A 22,341-nucleotide genomic window follows, 5' to 3' on the forward strand; every position below is an offset into this window, starting at 1 on the left:
CACGCCTCCGCGGCCTCTTAACAAAGGCTGTTCATGTCACACGACGCCCATTCTGATTCCATCCTCATCATCGATTTCGGCAGCCAGGTCACGCAGCTGATTGCACGACGCATTCGCGAGACGGGCGTCTATTGCGAAATCTGGCCTTACCAGAAGGCGAGCGAGGGCTTTCAGAAGCTTCATCCCAAGGGCGTGATCTTCTCGGGTGGTCCGGATTCCGTCACCCGCGAGGGCAGCCCCCGCGCGCCGCAGGAAGTCTTCGATGCCGGCATCCCGATCATGGCGATCTGCTACGGCCAGCAGACCATGGCCGTGCAGCTCGGCGGTGTCGTCGAGGGTGGCCATGCCGCGGAATTCGGTCGTGCGGACGTCAAGATCCTCAAGAATTCGCCGCTCTTCGACGGCCTGTGGGAAGTCGGCAAGGAATATCCGGTCTGGATGAGCCATGGCGACCGCGTGACTCAGGCCCCGGAAGGTTTCGAGATCATCGGCGTTTCGGAAAACGCCCCGTTTGCCATCTGCGTCAACGAAGCCAGGCGCTACTACACGACCATGTTCCACCCGGAAGTGGTGCATACGCCCGATGGCGGCAAGCTGCTGGCCAATTTCGTTCACAAGATCGTCGGCCTGCATTCCGACTGGACGATGGCGGCCTACAAGGCCGAAATGGTGCAGAAGATCCGCGATCAGGTCGGTTCCGGTCGCGTGCTCTGCGCGCTCTCGGGCGGCGTCGACTCATCGGTCGCAGCCGTCCTCATCCATGAGGCGATCGGCGATCAGCTGACCTGCGTTTATGTCGACCATGGCCTGATGCGCCAGGGCGAAAGCGAGCAGGTCGTCGGCATGTTCCGCGACCACTACAACATCCCGCTGGTGCATGTGGACGCTTCCGACCTCTTCATCGGCCAGCTGGAAGGCGAGGCGGATCCGGAAACCAAGCGCAAGACCATCGGACGGCTCTTCATCGAAGTGTTCGAAGAACAGGCGAAGAAGATTGCCGGCGACGGCAAGGGTGCGCCGGAATTCCTGGCGCAGGGCACGCTCTATCCGGACGTCATCGAAAGCGTTTCCTTTTCGGGTGGCCCCTCCGTCACCATCAAGAGCCACCACAATGTGGGCGGCCTGCCTGACCGCATGAATATGAAGCTCGTCGAGCCGCTGCGCGAACTTTTCAAGGACGAAGTCCGCGCTCTCGGTCGCGAACTCGGTCTGCCGGAAAGCTTCATCGGCCGCCATCCCTTCCCGGGTCCGGGCCTTGCCATCCGCTTGCCTGGCGGCGTGACGCGCGAAAAGCTCGACATCCTGCGCAAGGCGGATGCCATCTATATAGAGGAAATCCGTAAAGCCGGTCTCTACGACAAGATCTGGCAGGCCTTCTCGGTCCTGCTCCCGGTCCAGACCGTCGGCGTCATGGGCGACGGCCGCACCTATGACCGCGTTCTGGCGCTGCGCGCCGTCACCTCCGTCGACGGCATGACCGCCGACTTCTTCCCCTTCGACATGGCCTTCCTCGGCCGCGCCGCAACGCGCATCATCAATGAGGTCAAGGGCGTCAACCGCGTCGTCTACGACGTGACGTCGAAGCCGCCGGGCACGATCGAGTGGGAATGATTCAGAGCCACTCAAACATACTCTACGATACGCCAGAATATCATGTAAGTCAATGATATAAAACGAAATTTCCGTCATAGACTTTCGCGGGCTATCGAGGGGTAAGCGTCGCGAGTGACGGACTTTTCGACGGATCGCCTGCGCTTGATCAATTGACCTTTTGAAAGTACCGTCAGCGGAATGGAAGCCGCTGACGGTCTTTTTTTGAGCTTATGCCATTGAAAATAAATACAAAATTTTCAAGAAAATGGCTCAAAAATCGCTGACGGACTTTTTGGTGGTTTTCCTCCCTATTTTACCGGATTCAGGAGGCCGCAATGCTGACCGACGCAGCGATCAAGTCATTGAAACCAAGAGATAAAAGCTATAAGGTGACGGACCGGGATGGAATGTACCTGCTCGTGCAGCCGTCGGGGGTGCTGACATTCCGTTTCGACTACCGTCTGAATGGTCGCCGCGAAACGGTCGTCATAGGGCGATACGGGCCGACAGGCGTGTCACTGGCGCGAGCTCGAGAAAAACTGCTGGAAGCCAAAAAAGCGGTTCAGGAAGGACGCTCTCCGGCAATCGAGAAGCAGAGCGCAAAACGGAAGCTGAAGGAGGCCAAGAGCTTCGGCGAATTTGGCGAGCGCTGGCTCCAGGAGGGCCGGATGGCCGATAGCACCAAAGCCATGCGGCGCGCCATCTACGAACGCGACATCTTGCCGAAGTTTCGCAAACGCCTTCTGACGGAGATTACCGCCGAGGATTTGCGGGCGCTTTGCACGAAAGTGAAGGAACGCGGCGCCCCCGCTGTAGCAATTCATGTCCGCGACATCATCAAACAGATTTATGCCTTCGCGATCCTTCACGGCGAGAAAGTCCATAATCCCGCCGATGACGTCGGTCCTGCATCGATTGCTCAATTTGTCGCCCGTGATCGTTCGCTGTCGCCATCGGAAATCCGGGTCATGTTCGGCCAGCTCGAGCATGTCCCGACCCTCCCGACCATCCGCCTCGGCATGAAGCTGCTTCTCTTGACGATGGTCCGTAAAAGCGAATTGCAGGACGCTGTCTGGGATGAGGTCGATTTCGAGAATGCCGTTTGGTCTATCCCGAAGGAAAGGATGAAGCGGTCTCGTCCGCACAACATCTATTTGTCACAGCAGGCGTTAGACATTCTGATCGCACTGAAAACCTGCTCGGGCAATTCGCGCTACCTGTTGCCGTCTCGCTACGATGCCGACGCACCGATGTCGCGCGCCACCTTCAACCGGATTACGACTGCCGTCGTGGTTAGGGCCAAGAAGGAAGGCCTGTCGCTTGAGCCGTTCACAGTGCATGATCTACGGCGAACCGGCTCGACACTCTTGAACGAGTTGGGATTCAACAGCGACTGGATCGAAAAGTGCCTGGCCCATGAAGACGGCCGCTCGTCGCGGGGCGTCTACAACAAAGCGGAATACGAGCACCAGCGCCGACACATGATGCAGGAATGGGCCAACATCGTCGATGCCTGGATCGCAGGGCAAAAATACGCGCCGACGATCTTTCCGCCCACGATGGACCTGTTGTCGCCAGGGACGGACGATTGACCGCATAGACGGTCACTTGTTTAGGCGGTTGATGAATTGAGTAATAAGTCATATATGAGGAGTTATAAGGCGAAACTGTTTAAATCTGGATTGTTGACATGGGTTCGCCGAAGTCGCGACAGGCTCTGGAAAGACTGGGGCAGGATATTCGCAAAGCGCGCCTGTTGCGCGGTAGCACCGTGGCGGATCTGGCGGTACGTGCAGGTACGTCGTCAAGCTCTATTGCACGCCTTGAAAAGGGCGACCACGGAGTGGCGATTGGTATGCTTGCCGATGTTCTCGTCGTCCTTGGCCTCATCGACAGGCTGAGCGATTTGATCGACATCCGCAAAGATGAACTGGGATTGGCATTGGCATTAGATCGATTGCCCAAGCGAGGGCGGCGAGTGGCCACCAATTCGCGAGACCAGAAGACCGTGATGGAGCAAGGGCAATATGATGGGAAGACGATTGATCCTGAAGGAGTTGCCTTCTAATGCCCAATCTCTTGATTGAGTTGCGGCTTTCTGACGTATTGGCTGATACTTGAGGTGTTGTCGGCTGTCGAGCAGTTGACTACTGGTGTGGAAAGCTGATCGATATGGTTAAAAGGCGCTGCCGCCATTTTGAGGTCGAAACTCTGTGGTAAGAAATACGAAATAATCTACCGCTGGTGGTGAGGGGTGAAAAGACGGTTACATGTCCAAGTCGGCGAACATCAATCCGGCGATTCTTGTCTGGGCGCGCGAGCACGCCGGCCTGACTGTGGCCGACGCCGCGCACCAGCTTGGGTTCAAGGATTCTGAGAAAAAGACCGCCTCTGACAAACTCGCGGAGTTCGAGTCTGGAGAGAAGCTTCCGACCTATCCGCAGCTTGACAAGCTTGCAAAACTTTATCGTCGGCCGCTGATTACCTTCTATATGACCAAGCCGCCTGCGCCTGCCAAAACTGGTGAGGACTTCCGCCGCCCCACCGCAGAGGTGACGCGGCGCGACAACGCCATTCTTGAGACGCTGGTTCGAGATGTACGCGCCCGCCAAGAGCTGATCCGAGACGTCCTCGAGGATGATCCTGATCGCCTCGCCGTGAGCATCGTCGGTTCCGCATCAATACGGGAAGGCGTGCCGGCGTTTGTTGCCAAGATTTCCCGTGTACTCGATTTTGATCCTTCGGATCGCAGCAAACGTCGGGGCAATGCGGAAGATCTGTTCCGAACGCTCCGAACTGCCGCGGAGATGGCGGGTATATTCGTCATCGTCGCTGGCGATCTGGGTTCGCATCACTCCGCCGTTAGTACAGAGGTCTTTCGAGGGTTTGCGCTCTCTGACGACCTCGCACCATTCGTCGTCATCAATGACCAAGACTCCAAGGCTGGCCAGAGCTTCACACTCGTTCATGAGCTGGCGCACATTCTAATGGGGCAGTCGGGCGTAAGCGGCCCGCCTGATGCAGACGATGTGGTCAGCGAGCATGACCTTATCGAACGGTTCTGCAATGACGTCGCTGGGCAGTTTCTGCTGCCAGATGCGGCGCTAACAAACCGCCCGACATCGGACGCTGACATCGACCTGATACGGAACATGATATCAGGGACGGCAGAGCTGTGGTCGGTCAGTGAATCAATGGTGGCATATCGCTGGCGTCGACTTGGCTGGATCGGGCACCGCGTCTACACGGCCCTTCTGACTGGTTATAGGGCGAGATGGCTGGCCTACCGAGAACAGCGCCGCGCGGATCGTTCGCCTCAATCTGGCGGGCCGAGTTATTATGTCGTTCGACAGTCCAAACTTGGGAATGCGCTGCTAGGAGTGGTTTATCGCAGTCTATATGACAATGCGCTGAGCCATACCAAGGCAGCGAAAGTCCTTGGTGTAAATCTGAGCAATGTCGAACCTCTGCTTCGGCAGTTTGAAAAGACTCGTCTCGCCGGTGTCGCAGCGGGGCGTCCGTGATCTATCTGCTTGATGCCAATGTCCTAATACGCGCCCATGAAGACTACTATCCCCTGGATGGAGTCCCGCAGTTCTGGGACTGGCTTTTGGTCACGGCGGCGGCGGGTCAAATCAAGATGCCGACTGAGATCCATGCGGAAATCGAGATTTCCACCGGGGAACTGGGCAAGTGGGCCTCTGACCAGACTGTCATCGACGCCCTTGTGCTTCAGGAGGACGTTGATCCCGTCTTGCTCAATCAGGTTCTGGATCAAGGATACGGTCCCGACCTGACGGAAGCCGACATTGAAAAAATCGGTCGCGATGGCTTTCTGGTCGCCTATGCATTGGCTGCGCCCGATAATCGCACGGTGATTACCAAAGAGAACAGTAAGCCGTCAGCGCAAAGGGGCAACCGCAAGGTTCCGGATGTCTGCGATGCGGTCGGCGTTCAATGGAGGCGTGATTTCCCAGTTTTCAAGGAGCTTGGGTTCAAGATTGGCAAATAGTTGCAATCGTCTGAAGTGTAGCTTGTGTTTGGCCCAAACAGCTTCGGCATTTCGCATGCTCGAGCATTGTCCATTTGATCATCAAATAATTTTGCGGAGGCTACCTGATATGGAAGCGTGTACTATCCTGGAGGCTCGCGATGTTCAATTTCCGTGACAGGCTCGCACTAGTTTAGCCGCCAATTTTCTCGGCGCTCTTTTCTCATTTTGATTTTGATGATACAAACTCTCGGATAATATCATCTATCTTATATGATAATGTATCATGTCTGACGCCGGGTCACAGCGCCAAATCGCCCACACCGTATTGACGGAACGCGGGATCGCACGCCTCTCCGAGCTTCGGGCGGCGGGCGTAACTGCGGCCACTATGAGCCGTATGGAGCGAACCGGTGAGGTTATCCGTCTTGCAAGGGGGCTTTATCAACTTCCTGATGCCCCTCTCGAAGTTCACCATAGTCTCGCAGAGGCTGCAAAGCGCCTTCCGAAAGGGGTTGTCTGTCTCGTCTCGGCGCTCGCGTTTCATGAACTCACCGATCAAATGCCTCGGCATGTCTGGATGGCCATCGGTCAAAAGGACTGGGCATCGCAGGCGAAGGGATTGTCGATAAGGTCGGTCCGCTTCACCGAACGCCTGCTTGCCGAGGCTGTCGAGTTCCATAGCATCGAGGGAGTGCCTGTGAAGGTGTTTGGCGTCGCCAAGACAATCGCAGACTGTTTTCGATATCGGAACAAGATCGGGCTGTCGGTGGCCATAGAGGGCCTACACGAAGCTCTGCGTCAACGTAAGGCAACGCCGGACGAGATTGCTAGGCAAGCCGAGCGCGGTGCCGTCGCGACGGTCATACGTCCATATCTCGTTGCACTCACCGCCGTTTGGTAGAGAAAAAATATTACAGCGTTTGCACGTCACTTCTGCCTTACCGGCCTATTTTTCCGCAGTTGCACGTCCGGCATTGGCGCGCGGGTGATCGCCTTTTGTTTGGATGCACGCTTACGCGCCTCAAGCCAGGCTTCGACCTCGGCCAAATCCCATACGACGCAACGGGACGTCAGATAAAAGCGCGATGGGAACTCGCCCCGCCGCTCCATTTCATAGATCGTGGTATCTGCCAGCGGCACGATTTCCTTGAGTTGTTCACGGCGGATCGTTCTGGTTTGCCCTGTTGATGTTGATCGCATTTTCATGGCCCTCGCTTTTCAAACGAAAGCAATAGAAGCCGATAAGCACGGAACTTCGAAGTCAAAAATGTTGTCGGCGTAGATGCGGATAGCATGGCGTGCAAAACGGATGGTTGTTTGTCGTCAATACAAAAACTCCGGTTGCCAAATTTTCGCCGGGTGCTCGCCGCAATGTGCTGCAACCTTTGATCTGAACTTGACGCCCCTGTCTGCAAGGCGGAATTGTTCTGAAGGAGTACGCGTGCCGGGATCGAGTATCGAACTTCGCCACATCAGTTACGTTGTCGCCGCTTCCGAACACGGTAGTTTTCGTCGGGCGGCGGCAGCGCTTGGAGTGCAGGAATCGGCGATCAGCCGACGGGTGCGCGATCTGGAAATCCGACTTGGAACGGCTTTATTCGTCCGCTCACACTCTGGTGTTACCCTGACCCTCGCGGGTAAGCAGTTCGTAGACCGGGGACGAAAGGCGCTGTCCGAGATTGGTCTTGCGCGAACGGAAGTTGCCGCTATCGGGAGGGTGGGCGATGGAGAGTTGCGGATCGGCATTCTATCGTCATTGGGTTCCAGCTTTCTTGCCGACCTCATCCAGAAATTCTCCGAAAGATACGCGGCCATCCAAATGTCATTTGCGGATGGCGACCAGGCAGAGCATGTCGCTGCGATCCGTCAGCGTCAGCTTGATGTGGCGTTTCTGACGGGAACTCTTGAATGGGAAGGCTGCGAATGCCGCCATCTCTGGTCAGAGCAGGTATTCGTGGCCATGCCGGAACAGCACATGCTCGCTGAAGCGGCGCAATTGGATTGGGTCGACGTCATCGGTGAGCGCTTCATCGTCAGTGACGCAGCCCCAGGACAGGAGATTTACAACTACCTGGTCCAGAGGCTTGCCGGTCTGGGCCGCCAGCCCGAGATCCTTCCGCACAGTGTCGGGCGGCATAACCTTCTTTCGCTTGTGGCGCTCGGCCAGGGACTGACGCTGGCAAGCGAAGGTGTCACGGCGACGCAGGTTCCGGGCGTTGCGTTCCGTCCCATCGGCAACGAGACCTTGCCCTACAGCATGGTCTGGTCGGCCCAGAACGACAATCCGGCTTTGCTGCGGTTTCTGGACATCGCGGCCTCTTTGGAGACCCAAAACGTTTCGCTTGTCACGTCGAGGGCATAGTATGGGACACAGATTTCTTGGCCTTGGCAAAGCCTCGGTCCGTGGCGATGAACCGCTCCAGCATGGGCACGATCAGGCGGACGGGATCGGCGGGCGACTGACCTGCCTCGCGGGCGAGGATGTTGGCATAGCAAACGAGATCGCGGTGCAGACTGGCGGGTAGTTCCAGCGTGACCTTGACGGGCTTATCATCGACGATCACCGAGAGTTTCAGCTTCGCCATATCAACCTCCATACGGTTCGAGGACAAGATCGCGCGTGACGATCACACGGACCGGAAATCCGGGCCGGATGGTCAGCGTTGGCGCGATGTTGAGTTGGCGGCTGACGACCTGTTGGCCGGTCTGGTTGATGCTCTGTGACGCGCCTTGACGCAGAGCCTGCACGATATCGCTGTCGTTTCCGGACGAGCCGGCCTGTGCGCCGACGCTGAGCAGCGTGGACAAGGCCGCCGCCTTGAACAACTCGCCCCAATGGTAATCGACTCCATCCTCAAGACCGGCATAGCCTTCGGCGTCCGCGCCGGGCTGGCGCTCTAGAACGATCGAGCGGCCATTGGGAAAGATCAGCCGGTTCCAGACGAGGAGCACGCGACGCTGACCGAAGCCGACGCCATTATCGTATTGGCCTATGACGCGGGTACCCTGCGGGATGAGCAGGATCTTGCCGGTCGGGCTGTCATAGACATTCTCCGTCACCTGCGCGGTGATCTGACCGGGAAGATCGGAGCGGATGCCGGTGATGAGCGCGGCAGCAATCACCGCCCCAGCCTGAAGGATGTTCGGCGATGCCGGGGCGGCGACGCGATCAGTCGAAACCGTGCGCTTGTTGGGCATCTGGTTGAGGAAGGCAAGCTGGCGGTCCTGTGCAGAGGGCGTTGAGGGCTGCGGTGCGAGACCGAGACTGGCGAGGTCGGGCTGCGGGGGCATCGCCGCCGCCGTAGTCTGCGCTGGATCGGTCGTGCCCGTATTGGTGGAACGTGCATCGGTCGGCGAAAACAGCCGGGCGGTGCGGGCGGCCTCAATCTCCTGCGCGCGACGCAGCTCTTCCGGGCTTGGGCCGGATGACGCAGAGGCGACAACGCCGGGCGTTGCAACCGGCTGACCGCCGTTCTGAGCGTTCAGGATGGGCCGTCCGAGATCGCCGGGCAGCGGGGGACCGAGTTTCGGCACACCGCTATAGTCCTTGGGCAGTCCTGCCAGGCCATCCGGCGTGGTGCGATTGTCGGTCGAATAGAGTTCCTGTCCCTGATTACCGCCATTCCTGGTCTGAAGGGCATAGATCAGGGCACCGCCGACGCCGAGGCCTGCGGCGAGCCCCAGACCGGCCAGAACCTTGCGTGACAGCCGCGTGACACGCGGCGGATCGGGGCGAAGGCGCATGGAAGAAACGGGCTCGCCGGTCAGAGGCTTTGCGTCGTCCTCAGCCGCATCCGGCTTCCGGCCTTCCTCCTTTTCGGGATCGATTTCGGTGTTCACGACGCAGGCCTCCCGTCGGTTCGGGATATGCGGACACGTTTCTGATCCTTGCCAGCGCCGAAGCGCAATTCGGCGGCGGCGAAAAGCCGATCGACGATCATGTAATTGCCACGCACGCGGTAGTTTACGAGTTCGGACGTGTCGCCCTCCGGACCGACGACGAACAGCGGCGGCATTTCGCCCTGACCGATGCCACGCGGAAACTCAATGAACACCTGCCGCCCGTCGTCGAATGCGCGCAGCGGTCGCCACGGCGCACGGTCCCCGGTCACGTCGTAGCGGAAATTGACGCTGGCGAGATCGACACCACTGGCGACCGGCTGCTGAGCCTCGGCCTGGCTGTTCTGGCGGCGCAGTGCGATGAGCTGATCCTGCGGATACTGCCAGGAGACCGAGGCCATATAGGTCTTCTCGGTCGAGCGTAGCTCCATGTGATAGGTGCGCCGATCTGTGTTGATGACCAGGTTCGTCGTGAGTTCCGGTCGCGTCGGCTTGACAAGGATATGGACCTGTTTGGTGGCGCCTGAGCCGCTTTCGGTATCGCCGATGATCCAGCGCACCGTGTCACCGGCGGCGACCGGGCCGGAGCCGACAAGCTGTTCGCCAGGTTGCAGGCTGATATCGGTAATTTGTCCCGGCGAGGTATAGACCTGATAGAGCGCGCCATCGACGAAGGGATAGACCTGCATCGAGTTGATGAAGCCGTTCCTGACCGGCTGCATCCGGGCAGCGGCGTTGGCTTCGCTCACCCGGGCGGCCGGGTCCGCCAGTTCAGGTGCGGGCTTGCCATCCTTGCCGACCGGCTTCAACTGGCCGGGGAGCGGCAGGACTTTGGGCAATTCGACCACCTGAACCGGCTTTGGCGGATCGGCCGCCAGGACTGCGGGCGCGGCATCGTCATAGGAAATTTCCGGGGGCTTTTGCGGTGTCGCGCACCCGGCAAGCGCAGAGGCATAAAGCAATAGAAGCGGCAAGCCGGATTTACGGAAAGGCGGAAGTGCGTTGCTACGCGCCGCCGGATGTCCGGCGGTCAGATGAGACGGCCGGATCATGATCCAAGCTCCTTCGACCAGTTGATGGCGTTGATGTAGATCCCAAGAGGATTTTTCCTGAGCGTGTCGGCATCGCGCGGCGGCTGCACGGCCACGGTGAGGATGGCAGACCACCGCTCGGTCGCGGCCAATGATCCGTCCTGATAGCGGCGCTCGATCCAGGCGACGCGGAAACTCGACGGCGAGGCGCGGATCACGCTGGAAACTTCAACAGCGATTTGTTGCTTGCCGACCTTGGCGAAAGGATCATTGGCGCGCGCATAGTCGTTGAGCGCCAGGGCGCCGCCCTGCGTCGTAAAGTCATAGGCGCGCAGCCAGTTCTGACGGACGATGATCGGATCGGCGGGAATGCTCCTGACCTGTTCGATGAAGCGGGCGAGGTAGAAGGCAATCTGAGCGTCGTTGGGCTGATAGTCGGCGGTCGCGGGTGCAATGGCTTGCGCCTGACCGAGCTTGTCGACCTGCACCACCCAGGGCACGACAGAGCCGTTCATCGACTGCCAGACCAGCGCACCCGACAATCCCGCTGACAAGGCGAGCGAGCCAAAGGCCATCAGCCGCCAGTTCTTTGCCTGAACGCGGGCAGAGCCGATGCGGTCGTCCCAGACCTGGGCAGCGCGCTGATAGGGCGTCTCGGGTTCGGGCGATTTGCCGTAATGGGTGGAGGGTCGCTTGAACATGGTCAATTGCCTTCGGAGAGATTGACGGACGATCCGCCGCCATGGGCGTCACCGGATTTGACAGCGTGCGCGGCCGCTTGGACCCCGTGCCTCATGGTCTGGGAGCGTTTCATTCGCTTCGCCCAGGCGGGCGGGCTTTCGGATGGAGAGGCGGAGCCTGACGCTGCTTCCGGGCTATCACCGCCCACAGTGCCGACCGTCGATGATCCGCCGCTGGCCTCGAAGGCGGCGCGAGCGCCCGACTGGTAGCTGGATTTCAGGCTTTCGGACGCGCGGCCAGCGGCTTTCTTCAGAGGCGAAACGGCAGCCTTGGCACCCGTGGAAGCGATATTGCCAAGACCGGACGCAACCGCGGTTGCGCCGGTCTCACCGGCGGCACCGAGGCTGTAAGCGGTCGATGCGCCACCGGCCAGCGCCGCGCCACCGCGCGCGGCGGCCGCGGCTCCGCCGAGAAGAGAGGCACCGCCGGAGGCGACGGCGCCAACTGTTGCCGCGCCCGCAGCAACCATGCCGCCAGCAGCGAGACCGGTGCCGATGGCGGCGCCCGCACCGAGCTGCGGCCCGCCCGACACGAGGCCGCTTGCAATGCCGGGACCGAAAATGCCGAGACCGAGCAGCGATAGCGCTGCGAGAACGATGGCCATGGCTTCGTCGATGGTCGGCGTTGCGCCGCCAAAACCGGCGGTGAACTCGGAAAACAGCGTCGAGCCGATGCCGATGATGACGGCGAGCACCAGCACCTTGATGCCGGAGGAAATGACATTGCCGAGGACGCGCTCGGCCATGAAGGCGGATTTGCCGAAGAGACCGAAGGGGATCAGTACGAAACCGGCGAGCGTCGTCAGCTTGAACTCGATCAGTGTGACGAAAAGCTGGATGGCGAGCACGAAGAAGGCGAGCAGTACCAACGCCCAGGCGAACAACATGCAGGCGATCTGAATGAAATTTTCGAAGAAGGCCCAATAGCCCATCAGGTTCGAGATGGAATCGAGGAGGGGGCGACCTGCATCGAGGCCGGTCTGCGCCACCTTGCCGGGGCGAAGGAGATCACTCACGGTAAAGCCGGTGCCGGAGGCCTTCAGGCCGAGACCGGCGAAGCTTTCGAAGACGATACGGGCAAGGTTGTTCCAATTGCCGATGATATAGGCGAAGACGCCGACGAAGAGCGTCTTCTTGACGAGGCGGGCGATGATGTCCTCGTCGGCGCCCCAGGACCAGAAGAGGGCTGCCAGCGTGACGTCGATGACGATCAAGGTAGTGGCGATGAAGGCTACCTCGGGCCGGAGCAGTCCGAAGCCGCCATCGATATAGCGGGTGAAGACCTCGAGAAAATGATCGATGACGCCAGTATTGCCCATGGTCAGCGCGCTCCATTCTCAGGCGACGACGGCTGCGGGCCTGGAGCTGACGAGGCCGGCTGGCCGAGGAAGCGGCGGCGGTTCTCCGCCCATGCCTTCAGGCAAGCCGGATCGCGGCTTCCGGCTTCGCCAATCCCGCTGCATCGGGCAAGCTCGGTATCGAGCGGGTCCGGCCTCGGGGCGGATGGCGGAAAGGTCACGGACGCATCTTGAGACACATCGCGGCGGTTCATCTCGATCGCTGTCGCAATGATGGCGACGGCGACAAAAATTACGGCCGCGAGACGCGCGAGGGTCTTGCCGTCCATCATGCCGCCCTCAATTGCCGTAGAACATCTGGGCACTGCCAGCCTGATAACCGGAGCCCGGCGTCAGGAAGCGGCGGCGTTGTTCCCGGCCTTGTTCGGCTGCGGCGGCTTGTTCGGCCGATTGCAACGCCTGCGCCCGCCCATTGGCGGCAACGACCGCCGTGAGATCGCTCAGTTGCTGGGCTTGAAGGGCGAGGAGCTGGTTTCCGGCCTGGGTTGCTTGCAAAGCGCCAGTGGCGGACTGGCTGGCGCCAACAAGGGATGACATCTCGGTGCGGTTGGTGTCGATATTGCCAACGACGGTGGCCTGCACGCGCATGGCGTCCTGAAGACCGCCAACCGTGTTCTGCCAACGGGTCTTGGCATCTGAAACGAGTTGCGCGTCCGAAGCCGACATGGAGACATTGGCGTATTGGGTCTGGAAGGCCTGGTCGATCGCTTGCACATTGTAAGCAATGTTCTGGGCCTGGCCGAGAAGCTGCTGGGTGCGGCTCACCGATTGCTGGAGCTGTTGCAGCGACGAATATGGCAGGCTCGCCAGATTGCGGGCCTGGTTGATGAGCATCTGTGCTTCATTCTGAAGCGAGGTGATCTGATTGTTGATCTGTTGAAGCGCCCGCGTTGCCGAAAGCAGGTTCTGGGCATAATTGGTCGGATCGTAGACGATCCATTGCGCGGACGCTGGTGTTGTCAGGATGGGCGATGCCGAGAGCGGGATGGCTAGGGCGGCGGCGATCATCACCGCGCGGGTGTGGCCCGGGAAATGACGAAGCGTCATGGCAGTGTCTCCAGGTTGGTGAGGTTTGGGATGAGGTCGGCAGCCCAATCGACGCCACGATGGCGCAACCAGGCGTCGAGGAAGCCGTCTGCGCCATGCTCGGCGACGATCTTCGCGATGGCCGCCTGATCGGTCTTGGAAGATGCGGCGCAAAGCGCCAGCGCCACGTCCGACAAGCCCAGCTCGAACAGCCGGTTGCCACGCCGCGACTGGCAGTAATAGTCGCGCTTCGGCATGGCGCGGGCGAGGATCTCGATTTGGCGATCGTTGAGGCCGAAGCGGCGATAGATGGCGGTGATCTGCGGCTCGATGGCGCGCTCGTTCGGCAGCAAAAGCCGGGTCTGGCAACTTTCGATAATCGCGGGTGCGATGGCCGAGCCATCGATGTCCGATAGGCTTTGCGTCGCGAAGATGACCGACGCGTTCTTCTTCCTGAGCGTCTTCAGCCATTCACGGAGCTGGCTGGCGAAGCCCTCGTCGTCGAGCGCCAGCCAGCCTTCATCGACAATGATGAGGGTCGGCGAACCGTCGAGCCGGTCTTCAATCCGGTGGAAGAGATAGGCGAGCACAGCGGGTGCCGCGTCCGTGCCGATCAGCCCCTCGGTCTCGAACGCCTGGACCGTTCCGGTGCCCAGATGTTCGATTTCGGCATCGAGCAACCGGCCCCAGGCCCCGCCGATGCAGTAGGGGCGGAGCGCCTGCTTTAGATCATTGGACTGCAACAGGACGCAAAGCCCGGTAATCGTGCGTTCCTCGACTGGTGCAGAGGCCAATGAGGTCAACGCGGTCCAGAGATGTTCTTTCACCTCCGGCGTGATGGCGACGCTTTCGCGGGCGAGGATCGCGCCGATCCAGTCGGCAGCCCAGGCGCGTTCGGTGGCGTTATCGACTCGGGAAAGCGGCTGAAGGCTGACGGAGGCATCTGATCCCTCCGTCAGTCCGCCGCCAAGATCATGCCAGTCGCCGCACATGGCGAGTGCCGCGGCGCGAATGCTCCCGCCGAAATCGAAGGTGAAGACCTGTGCGTCCTTGTAGCGCCGGAATTGTAAAGCCATCAGCGCCAGCAGGACGGATTTACCCGCACCGGTCGGGCCAACGATCAGCGTGTGGCCGACATCGCCGACGTGAAGTGAAAACCGGAACGGGGTCGAGCCTTCGGTCTTGCCGAACAGCAATGGGGGCGCTGTAAAGTGCTCGTCCCGTTCCGGCCCCGCCCACACGGCGCTGAGGGGGATCATGTGGGCAAGGTTCAATGTGCTGATCGGAGGCTGCCGCACATTGGCATAGACATGGCCTGGCAAGGAGCCGAGCCAAGCGTCCACCGCATTGATGGTCTCAGGCATAGCCGTAAAGTCGCGGCCTTGGATGACCTTCTCGACCAGCCGCAGCTTCTCGTCGACGATGCGCGGGTCGGCGTCCCACACCGTCACGGTGGCAGTAACATAGGCGATACCGGCATAGTCAGCGCCGAGTTCCTGAAGCGCGAGATCGGCATCCGCCGCCTTGTTCGAGGCGTCAGTATCCACCAGCACCGATTGTTCGTTGGTCATCACCTCCTTCAGGATCGCGGCAATCGACTTGCGCTTGGCGAACCACTGGCGGCGGATTTTGGTCAGCAGTTTCACCGCATCGGTCTTGTCGAGCAGGATGGCGCGTGTGGACCAGCGATAGGGAAAGGCGAGCCGGTTCAACTCGTCGAGCAGGCCGGGCGTTGTCGCTGTCGGGAAGCCGGTGATGGTGAGGACGCGCAGATGGGATGATCCCAGCCGCGGCTCCAGCCCGCCGATGAGTGGCTGATCGGCGAGTAGCGCGTCGAGATAGATCGGCGTCTCCGGCACGCGGACGCGATGCCGGTGCGTCGAGACGCATCCATGCAGGTAGGTCAGGGTCTCGCCGTCATCGAGCCAGCGGCATTCCGGCATAAAGGCTTCGATCAGGCGCAGCAGCCGGTCGGTGCGGTCGGCGAAGCCCGACATCACCTCGTGCGGATCGATGCCGGTTTTCTCGCGGCCCTCGTAAAGCCATGTCTCGGCGCGTGCGGCGTCCTCGGCTGGCGGCAGATAGGTGAAGGTCAGGAAATAGCTGGACTCGAAGTGGCTGCCTGCTTCCTCGAAATCGGCCTTGCGCTCGGCATCGACCAGAGCCGATGCGGGATCTGGAAAGCGGCTGTCGGGATAGCTGTTCGACGGATGGCGCTGCGCCTCGACGAAGATCGCCCAGCCCGAGCCGAGACGGCGAAAGGCGTTGTTCAACCGGCCCGCCACGGCGACCAGTTCAGCGGGTACGGCCGAATCCAGATCGGGACCGCGAAACCGCGCCGTCCGCTGAAAACTGCCGTCCTTGTTGAGGACGATGCCAGTACTGACCAGCGCCACCCAGGGCAGGAAGTCAGCGAGGCGGGCGCTTTTGTTGCGGTATTCGGCGAGGTTCATCATGGTGGCGCTCTCCTCAAACTGTCAGGTGCGCCGGGATGCGCAGATGGCGGCGACCGACCTCCATGAAGAGCGGGTCGCGCTTGGCTGCCCACACCGCCGCGAAATGCCCGATTGCCCAGATGAGGATGCCGACCAGCCAGAGGCGCAGGCCGAGGCCCACCGCGCCGGCGAGCGTGCCGTTCAGAATCGCGATGGCGCGCGGCGCGCCGCCGAGCAGGATCGGCTCGCTGAGCGCACGGTGGACCGGCACGGTGAAGCCTGGAACCTCGTCACCAGCTGTTATCATCAGACCAGCGCTCCGCCGCCGAACGAGAAGAAGGACAGGAAGAAGCTCGAAGCCGCGAAAGCGATCGACAGGCCGAACACGATCTGAATGAGACGACGGAACCCGCCTGACGTGTCGCCGAAGGCCAGCGTCAGGCCCGTGGTGATAATGATGATGACGGCGATGATCTTGGCGACCGGTCCTTCGATCGATTGCAGGATCTGTTGCAGCGGCTGCTCCCATGGCATGGATGAGCCGGAGGCGTAAGCGGGCGCGGCCATCACCACAGAGAGTGCGGCGACCGAAACGGTCATGGCGAGGCGCTGGCGCGGCAGGCGCAAGCCCACGGGGCGGGAAGGCTGAACAACAGGCATCATTAGGAGGCTCCTTCTTCTGGCTGGTGGAAAATCGTGGCGGAGACGATGCGGTAGTCGCCGTCCGGGCCGAGGCCCTCGACGCGGGCGAGTTCGGTGAGCCGGCGCGCGGACCCGCGGCCTGAGAGCACGGCGACGAGATCAATCGTTTCGGCGATCAGCGCGCGTGGGACAGTGACGACAGCTTCCTGAATGAGCTGTTCCATCCGTCGCAGTGCGCCGATGGCTGATCCGGCGTGAATCGTGCCGACGCCGCCGGGATGGCCAGTGCCCCAGGCCTTCAACAGGTCCAGCGCCTCCGCGCCGCGCACTTCGCCGACCGGGATACGGTCGGGGCGCAAGCGCAAACTGGAACGGACGAGATCGGAGAGCGAAGCGACGCCATCCTTGGTGCGCATGGCAACCAGGTTGGGTGCGGCGCATTGCAGTTCGCGTGTGTCTTCGATGATGACCACGCGATCGGAGGTCTTGGCGACTTCCGCCAGCAGAGCGTTGGTCAGTGTCGTCTTGCCGGTCGAGGTGCCACCGGCGACGAGGATGTTGGCGCGAGAGGCCACGCCTTCGCGTAGCGTCTCTGCCTGTGCCGCCGACATAATCCCGGCCGCGACGTAGTCTTCGAGCGTGAACACAGCGACGGCGGGCTTGCGGATGGCGAAGGCAGGGGCTGCGACCACGGGCGGCAACAATCCCTCGAACCGTTCGCCTGTCTCGGGCAGTTCGGCCGAAACGCGCGGGGCGCCGGAATGGACCTCGGCGCCGACATGGTGCGCGACCAGGCGGACGATGCGCTCCCCATCGGCGGGCGACAGGCGTTCTCCCGTATCTGATAACCCTTCAGAGAGTCGGTCGATCCAGATGCGTCCATCAGGGTTCAGCATCACCTCGACGACAGAGCCATCTTCCAAAAACCGGGCGATGGCCGAGCCAAGCGCCGTGCGCAGCATCCGTGCGCCGCGCGCGAGGCCTTCCGAATTGTGATGTGAAGCGGCCATCCGATCCCCATTTCTGCCGCGAGCGAACAAACGCTTTCGGCACGGGGATGATTAAGAGAGCCAGATTTTGGGCGGGCTCAACAGATTTTCGTCGTCGTAGGGATGTGGCGTGCAAATACAGGAGAACGGCGGGCCTGCTTGCCCCTTGTTTTCGGAAGGCGCCTCGTCAAGGATGGGCTATGGTCGCCTTCGTCTATCTTGTCATCGCTATCGGGAGCCTTGCGAAGGCCGTACGTACATAAAAGTGCCCGATATAAACTTCATAAAGGCGTTTTGTGACGTCCATAGCGGTCATTCATTGAAAATTCGAAGATTATGTGTTATGTGCCTTTTATATCAGGCATGAAGGATATTCATGACCGGCATAAGAGGCAATATTGATGGTTTCCACCATTCGAACCTATTCGCGTGCAACGCAGGAAGCGCTCGTCCTTATGGGCGGGCAGATCAAGCTTGCCCGTAAACAGCGCAAGATGTCGGAAGCCGATCTTGCGGAGCGCATCGGCGTTGCCCGCAGCACCTTGCAGATGATCGAGAAGGGAAGCGCCAAGGCGGAAATCGGACTGGTGTTCGAGGCGGCTCATCTGGTTGGAGTGCCGTTGTTTGTCAGTGAGCCATCGGCCCTTGCCACCCAGATTGCCCGCGTCGAGGACAAGCTGGCGCTGCTGCCTCAGTCGATCCGCCGTCCGCGCACGGAGGTGAAGGATGACTTCTGAGCGGAAGACAGGCGATCGGCAGAGTTCAAGAGCGCTGCCGCGTGAGGCCTATGTGTGGATCTGGTTGCCGGGAAGCACGGAACCTGTCGTCGCCGGACGTCTTGCCCGCGATGGCGACCTTCATGTTTTCAACTACGGCCGATCCTATCTGGAACGCCCCGACGCGATCCCGATCTATCTGCCGGAATTGCCGTTGCAGCGCGGCGCGCTCGTCCCGCAGGCGCCGCTCGACATGTCCGGCGCCTTGCGCGATGGATCGCCCGATGCATGGGGGCGACGGGTCATCATCAATCGACTGACGGGTCTGAAGGGCGTTGACGCACAAGCGGTCGAATTCGATGAGTTGACCTACATGCTGAATTCCGGCTCGGACCGCATCGGCGCTCTGGATTTTCAGGCGTCGCCGGATCGTTATGAGCCACGCGAAGCTGAAAATGCAACGCTTGAGGAGTTGCTGGAAGCGGCCGAGCGCGTTGACCGGGGCGAGCCTATTCCGCCAGCCCTCGACAGGGCATTGTTTCATGGCAGTTCCATCGGCGGTGCCCGGCCAAAGGCATTGATTGCCAATGGCAACGAGAAGTTCATCGCCAAATTTTCCGCGACGAATGACACCTATGCCATCGTCAAGGCGGAATATGTGGCGATGCGGCTGGCCGATGTGGCAGCCGGGCTCAACGTCGCCCCCGTCAGGCTGGTCAAGGCCAATGGCAAGGACGTGCTGCTGGTCAAGCGCTTCGACCGCACACGCACAGACAAGGGCTGGGCGCGGCGCGCGATGGTCTCGGCACTAACCATGTTCGGCTTGTCCGAAATGCAGGCACGATATGCCAGCTATCGCGATCTTGCCGAGATCATCCGTGCGCGTTTTACCGAGCCGAAGGAAACGCTGAGGGAGTTGTTTGGGCGTATGGTGTTCAATGTGCTCTCGGGCAACACCGACGACCATGCCCGCAATCACGCGGCATTTTGGGATGGCGCATCACTGTCGCTTACGCCCGCCTACGACATCTGCCCCCAGCCGCGCACCGGTCGCGAAGCAAATCAGGCTATGCTGATCGGGGAGGACGACCGTCGTAGCCGCTTGGAAACCTGCCGCGCGGCAGCGTCGGCCTTTTTGCTGCATGACGACGATGCACGCATCATCATAGGCGCCCAGGTGGACGGTATCCGGGCAACGTGGAACGAAATTTGCGATGAAGCCGAACTCAGCGCTGTTGATCGGGCGTTTCTTTGGGAACGACAGTTCCTAAACAAGTATGCCTTTGACGGATAGAGATCAAAAACCTTTCGATCGACGAATAGCTGCGTTTTGAAGTTTTGGCAGCGAAAGAGCGAATCGCTGAAGTGGGGCCGACTGCGGTCTGCTGACATCGGCGATGTCAGTTTCCTAGCAACTGTCGGGGCCGCCAGTATTTCAACGCTGGTCGTCATACGCGATCGAAACTATTCCTCTTGACGTGTCACACGGTTCTGAACTTCTGTCTCCACCGCCGCAAGCGCAGCCTCCTGCATCGGTGACAGCTTGTAAGCGCTTCGGATGCTGCTCACACGCTTGCGCGCATCAGCTTCCGCTCCAACTATTTCACCGAGAATTTGGGCGACAAGGATTTGCGCATCGATCCAATCGGGGTTGCGGTCGGCAAGCGGCCCCGCGATCTCGAAAGCGAAGCGATGATCCTTCTTCATAACATAGCTTATGGCGAGATGACGGCTCGCTTGATTGTTGGAGGCCGCAATAATGGTTCCTCGGCAGCAGGCATCGACCAAAGCTGCGTAGAGCGGATGGTTTTCGCCGCTATTGAGATTGATCGCGATATGAACGCTCACCCCCACGTAGTCGTGAGTTTGAATGAGTTGTTTAAGCATGGCCACTTTGGAGTTGGCGTCGTCGTCGTTCAAAAGCGGCAGGATGAGCATCTCAAGCTCGGCCTGGAGGGCCGTGTAGTTACTGTTAAACGGGGTCGTGAACACACCCGCGAGAGGCCCGGTGTGAACGCTAGCAAAACCGAGAAGGCAAATAAGCCGCTCATCCGGTGACATGGCTTGGGTCATGGATGCGACAAGCGCATCGTGCTCGACCTTCGTCTGGCCTTTGTGGTTGGTACGAAAGACCCCTTCGTTCTTAATGAAGGATTTATAGCGAGCCATCACCGCTTCCAGGCGAACCGCCCAGGTTGGCGAGTGGGCTTGCGCGTCGAAGAAGTCGGAGACGCTCTCGTGCGGTTCGCTGCCGATTTCGCCGAGGACGTGGCAGATCAGGTATTGCCGAAAGACGGGTGCGTGTGGCGCGCAGCGGACGAGCACCTCCGACAATGGATAGGGCGCGCCGCCTCGGCATGACATAACAAGATCGAGAACACCCTTGAAGTCGAAATCGGAAAGGCCATCACTCAAGGCGTCGAGAAGGAATTGATGCGCCTTGCGGAACTGGTGTGAGTGATAGCGTGTGCCGCTGCCGAAGTGCTCCGTCTCCTTGATGTCTTCGATGCTGTCGGAGCCCATGAACGCTTTCCAGAAAAAATCGCGTGCAGTTCCCTTCTGGTTTTCATCGCCGTCGAGCCAGCGCCTCAGATTCTTGGCGTATTCCTGCTCGTCGTTGATGAGTGGTAGCGCGGGCGGAGCAGCGGGGGGTGGCTCGGCGACTCCCGCAAAGGGTTTCACTGCCGAATGACCCATGGTAACGCCGTAGAGCCGGGCGCCGTCGGCGGCATACATACGCAGGAAAAGAACGGCGAAGCACTGTTTGTTGAAGGCAGCGGCGACCCGATCGTAAAACGCGAGCGCCTTGTCGAGATCGAAGGCGTTGAGGTCGGCGAGAAGCATGGGAAGCGTTTCCGCCTCATCGATTTCAAGATGAGCGCCGATCTTGTCGCGAACCCTGCGGGTGGCTGCGAGATCGGTTTCAAAATGCGATGCGGCGACAAAATCATCAATCGCTGCTGATGACTGGTTTTCTGCCTGCACCAGTTTGTTCAGCCCGTCCATCGCCTGCAAGGCGTCAGCTGCGACCGGGCGCGTGACGAGGCAGTCGCAGAAGCTGACGATGTCGGTAACGATGCGTTCTTTGAAAAGGCGCGCGATCGCGGGATACGCGGCGAGTTTGCCGCGAAGTTCCAGCTGTAGCGCGATCCAGCGGCGGATCAGGGCCAATTGGCCGGCACGAGCATGAACAGGTGTCGTGTTGAGAACGGCGGATGTGTTGCCGCGCGCCATCGCAAGCGAGTCCGTCCCCATTTCGACCCAGGTGCGGGCATCGAGCGAGCGCTGGATTTGGTGAAGGATCTCTACGATCTTCGGATCAGAAAGCTCAGCCGGTACGGCATAAGGAACGTAACCGGGCACCGTAAGCGCCGCGAGACCCTCATAGATTTCCCGCGCGCCATCGACAAAATAGCTGAGCTTAACAATCTCGATATCGTTCCAGAGCTCGATGCGTTTGCCGAAATCGAAGTCTTGTACATGGGCACCAATCTTGTGCCGCGCGACCTTGAAATATTCTTCAAATTCGGTGGCGTAGGCCTCCTTGGCCGTGTGGAACGCGTTTGTGTCAAAACCGGCGTCGCGAAGTGGACGACGAAGACCCCGCGCATGCGCGATTAAATTCTCGGCCCTGACCAGGATATGCCGCGCGATTGTACGCGCAAAAAACGGATCGGTGAGGTTCGTCGCTAGATGAAAGGCGATCTGCATCTCTTCGGCGATAAACCGTAGTTTCTCAATCCGGCCTTGAACCATGACGCCACCGTTAGCAAAGTTTCAAAGAGCCTACTTTTTACAATTTTGTAGGCGTTCATTCCATCAGAAAGCGAGCCGCGACCGTTCGCACTAAAACACGGACCGTGCCCCAAGCGTTATCAACGTCCACTTTCGGTTTGAGACCAGGCCTCCCGCAATGGCCGTTTTGACGGCGCAAAACAGCCATGTTTTGTGACTGGTTGCAATGTGGCTGTGAACGC

Annotated in this window: 22 protein-coding genes; 9 read left to right on the top strand and 13 right to left on the bottom strand. The window is 60.1% G+C overall.

From position 1 onward, the window contains the following. Positions 1–33: 33 nt before the first annotated feature. From guaA to ABID16_RS09080, 6 genes are all read left to right on the top strand, one after another. Complete coding sequence (gene guaA, locus ABID16_RS09055) at positions 34–1,611, top strand: glutamine-hydrolyzing GMP synthase (RefSeq protein WP_354556026.1); 1,578 nt, start codon at positions 34–36, stop codon at positions 1,609–1,611. 317 nt (positions 1,612–1,928) lie between these two features. Then, entirely contained in the window at positions 1,929–3,185 is a 1,257-nt protein-coding gene (locus ABID16_RS09060) for a tyrosine-type recombinase/integrase (RefSeq protein ID WP_354556027.1), read from the top strand. Between the two features lie 98 nt (positions 3,186–3,283). After that, positions 3,284–3,661 carry a helix-turn-helix domain-containing protein gene (locus ABID16_RS09065; protein WP_354556028.1) on the top strand — a complete coding sequence of 126 codons (378 nt, stop codon included), beginning with the start codon at positions 3,284–3,286 and terminating at the stop codon, positions 3,659–3,661. A 202-nt stretch (positions 3,662–3,863) separates the two neighbouring features. Further along, positions 3,864–5,117, top strand: coding sequence for an ImmA/IrrE family metallo-endopeptidase (locus ABID16_RS09070; protein WP_354556029.1), 1,254 nt, complete (start codon positions 3,864–3,866; stop codon positions 5,115–5,117). Continuing rightward, positions 5,114–5,605 (top strand): DUF4411 family protein, encoded by a 492-nt coding sequence (locus ABID16_RS09075; protein ID WP_354556030.1) that lies wholly within the window; start codon positions 5,114–5,116, stop codon positions 5,603–5,605. The genes ABID16_RS09070 and ABID16_RS09075 overlap by 4 nt, the downstream gene beginning before the upstream one ends. Before the next feature lie 265 nt (positions 5,606–5,870). Continuing rightward, on the top strand, positions 5,871–6,488 hold the full coding sequence (locus ABID16_RS09080; protein ID WP_354556031.1) for a type IV toxin-antitoxin system AbiEi family antitoxin domain-containing protein: 618 nt from the start codon (positions 5,871–5,873) through the stop codon (positions 6,486–6,488). A 26-nt stretch (positions 6,489–6,514) separates the two neighbouring features. On the opposite strand, the gene ABID16_RS09085 is transcribed toward ABID16_RS09080, so the two are convergent. Then, complete coding sequence (locus tag ABID16_RS09085; protein ID WP_435532395.1) at positions 6,515–6,793, bottom strand: helix-turn-helix transcriptional regulator; 279 nt, start codon at positions 6,791–6,793, stop codon at positions 6,515–6,517. Between the two features lie 235 nt (positions 6,794–7,028). Between ABID16_RS09085 and ABID16_RS09090 the strand changes: the two genes are divergently transcribed. Next, positions 7,029–7,949 carry a LysR family transcriptional regulator gene (locus ABID16_RS09090; protein ID WP_354556032.1) on the top strand — a complete coding sequence of 307 codons (921 nt, stop codon included), beginning with the start codon at positions 7,029–7,031 and terminating at the stop codon, positions 7,947–7,949. On the opposite strand, the gene ABID16_RS09095 is transcribed toward ABID16_RS09090, so the two are convergent. The 11 genes from ABID16_RS09095 to trbB all read right to left on the bottom strand — a co-directional run bounded on the left by ABID16_RS09095 (position 7,933) and on the right by trbB (position 17,669). Continuing rightward, positions 7,933–8,172 (bottom strand): DUF2274 domain-containing protein, encoded by a 240-nt coding sequence (locus ABID16_RS09095; protein ID WP_354556033.1) that lies wholly within the window; start codon positions 8,170–8,172, stop codon positions 7,933–7,935. The two genes, ABID16_RS09090 and ABID16_RS09095, sit on opposite strands and share 17 nt — an antisense overlap. 1 nt (position 8,173) lies before the next feature. Continuing rightward, the gene (locus tag ABID16_RS09100) at positions 8,174–9,427 is read right to left on the bottom strand and encodes a TraB/TrbI/VirB10 family type IV secretion system protein (protein WP_354556034.1); all 1,254 of its coding nucleotides are present in this window, start codon (positions 9,425–9,427) and stop codon (positions 8,174–8,176) included. Continuing rightward, positions 9,424–10,479, bottom strand: a complete 1,056-nt coding sequence (trbG, locus tag ABID16_RS09105; protein WP_354556035.1) for a P-type conjugative transfer protein TrbG — start codon at positions 10,477–10,479, stop codon at positions 9,424–9,426. Before trbG ends, ABID16_RS09100 begins: the two co-directional genes overlap by 4 nt. Continuing rightward, positions 10,476–11,159 (bottom strand): conjugal transfer protein TrbF, encoded by a 684-nt coding sequence (gene trbF / locus ABID16_RS09110; RefSeq protein WP_113372437.1) that lies wholly within the window; start codon positions 11,157–11,159, stop codon positions 10,476–10,478. The genes trbG and trbF overlap by 4 nt, the downstream gene beginning before the upstream one ends. Positions 11,160–11,161: 2 nt before the next feature. Continuing rightward, a complete protein-coding gene (gene trbL / locus ABID16_RS09115) occupies positions 11,162–12,517 on the bottom strand; it encodes a P-type conjugative transfer protein TrbL (RefSeq protein WP_354556036.1) in 1,356 nt (451 codons plus the stop codon). A gap of 2 nt (positions 12,518–12,519) precedes the next feature. Beyond that, positions 12,520–12,828 carry a putative entry exclusion protein TrbK-alt gene (gene trbK-alt / locus ABID16_RS09120; protein ID WP_354556037.1) on the bottom strand — a complete coding sequence of 103 codons (309 nt, stop codon included), beginning with the start codon at positions 12,826–12,828 and terminating at the stop codon, positions 12,520–12,522. A 7-nt stretch (positions 12,829–12,835) separates the two neighbouring features. Next, the gene (gene trbJ / locus ABID16_RS09125; protein ID WP_435532408.1) at positions 12,836–13,564 is read right to left on the bottom strand and encodes a P-type conjugative transfer protein TrbJ; all 729 of its coding nucleotides are present in this window, start codon (positions 13,562–13,564) and stop codon (positions 12,836–12,838) included. Between the two features lie 35 nt (positions 13,565–13,599). After that, on the bottom strand, positions 13,600–16,038 hold the full coding sequence (gene trbE / locus ABID16_RS09130; RefSeq protein ID WP_354556039.1) for a conjugal transfer protein TrbE: 2,439 nt from the start codon (positions 16,036–16,038) through the stop codon (positions 13,600–13,602). 13 nt (positions 16,039–16,051) lie between these two features. Next, positions 16,052–16,324 carry a VirB3 family type IV secretion system protein gene (locus tag ABID16_RS09135; RefSeq protein WP_130270577.1) on the bottom strand — a complete coding sequence of 91 codons (273 nt, stop codon included), beginning with the start codon at positions 16,322–16,324 and terminating at the stop codon, positions 16,052–16,054. After that, on the bottom strand, positions 16,324–16,617 hold the full coding sequence (locus ABID16_RS09140) for a TrbC/VirB2 family type IV secretion system protein (RefSeq protein WP_112796505.1): 294 nt from the start codon (positions 16,615–16,617) through the stop codon (positions 16,324–16,326). The genes ABID16_RS09135 and ABID16_RS09140 overlap by 1 nt, the downstream gene beginning before the upstream one ends. 62 nt (positions 16,618–16,679) lie before the next feature. After that, positions 16,680–17,669 carry a P-type conjugative transfer ATPase TrbB gene (gene trbB / locus ABID16_RS09145; protein ID WP_354556040.1) on the bottom strand — a complete coding sequence of 330 codons (990 nt, stop codon included), beginning with the start codon at positions 17,667–17,669 and terminating at the stop codon, positions 16,680–16,682. A gap of 380 nt (positions 17,670–18,049) precedes the next feature. On the opposite strand from trbB, the gene ABID16_RS09150 reads away from it, so the two are divergent. Together ABID16_RS09150 and ABID16_RS09155 are read left to right on the top strand one after the other, a co-directional pair. Further along, positions 18,050–18,385: a helix-turn-helix transcriptional regulator gene (locus ABID16_RS09150; protein ID WP_354556041.1), complete on the top strand. Its 336-nt coding sequence runs from the start codon at positions 18,050–18,052 to the stop codon at positions 18,383–18,385. Further along, positions 18,375–19,658 carry a type II toxin-antitoxin system HipA family toxin gene (locus ABID16_RS09155; RefSeq protein ID WP_354556042.1) on the top strand — a complete coding sequence of 428 codons (1,284 nt, stop codon included), beginning with the start codon at positions 18,375–18,377 and terminating at the stop codon, positions 19,656–19,658. Before ABID16_RS09150 ends, ABID16_RS09155 begins: the two co-directional genes overlap by 11 nt. Positions 19,659–19,828: 170 nt before the next feature. Here ABID16_RS09155 and ABID16_RS09160 read toward each other — a convergent pair whose 3' ends face one another. Further along, positions 19,829–22,120, bottom strand: a complete 2,292-nt coding sequence (locus ABID16_RS09160) for a hypothetical protein (protein WP_354556043.1) — start codon at positions 22,118–22,120, stop codon at positions 19,829–19,831. Between the last annotated feature and the right edge of the window lie 221 nt (positions 22,121–22,341).

Origin of the sequence: Limnomicrobium aquaticum (assembly GCF_040545545.1) — a bacterium.
Classification (GTDB): Bacteria; Pseudomonadota; Alphaproteobacteria; order Rhizobiales; family Rhizobiaceae; genus Ensifer_A; species Ensifer_A aquaticum.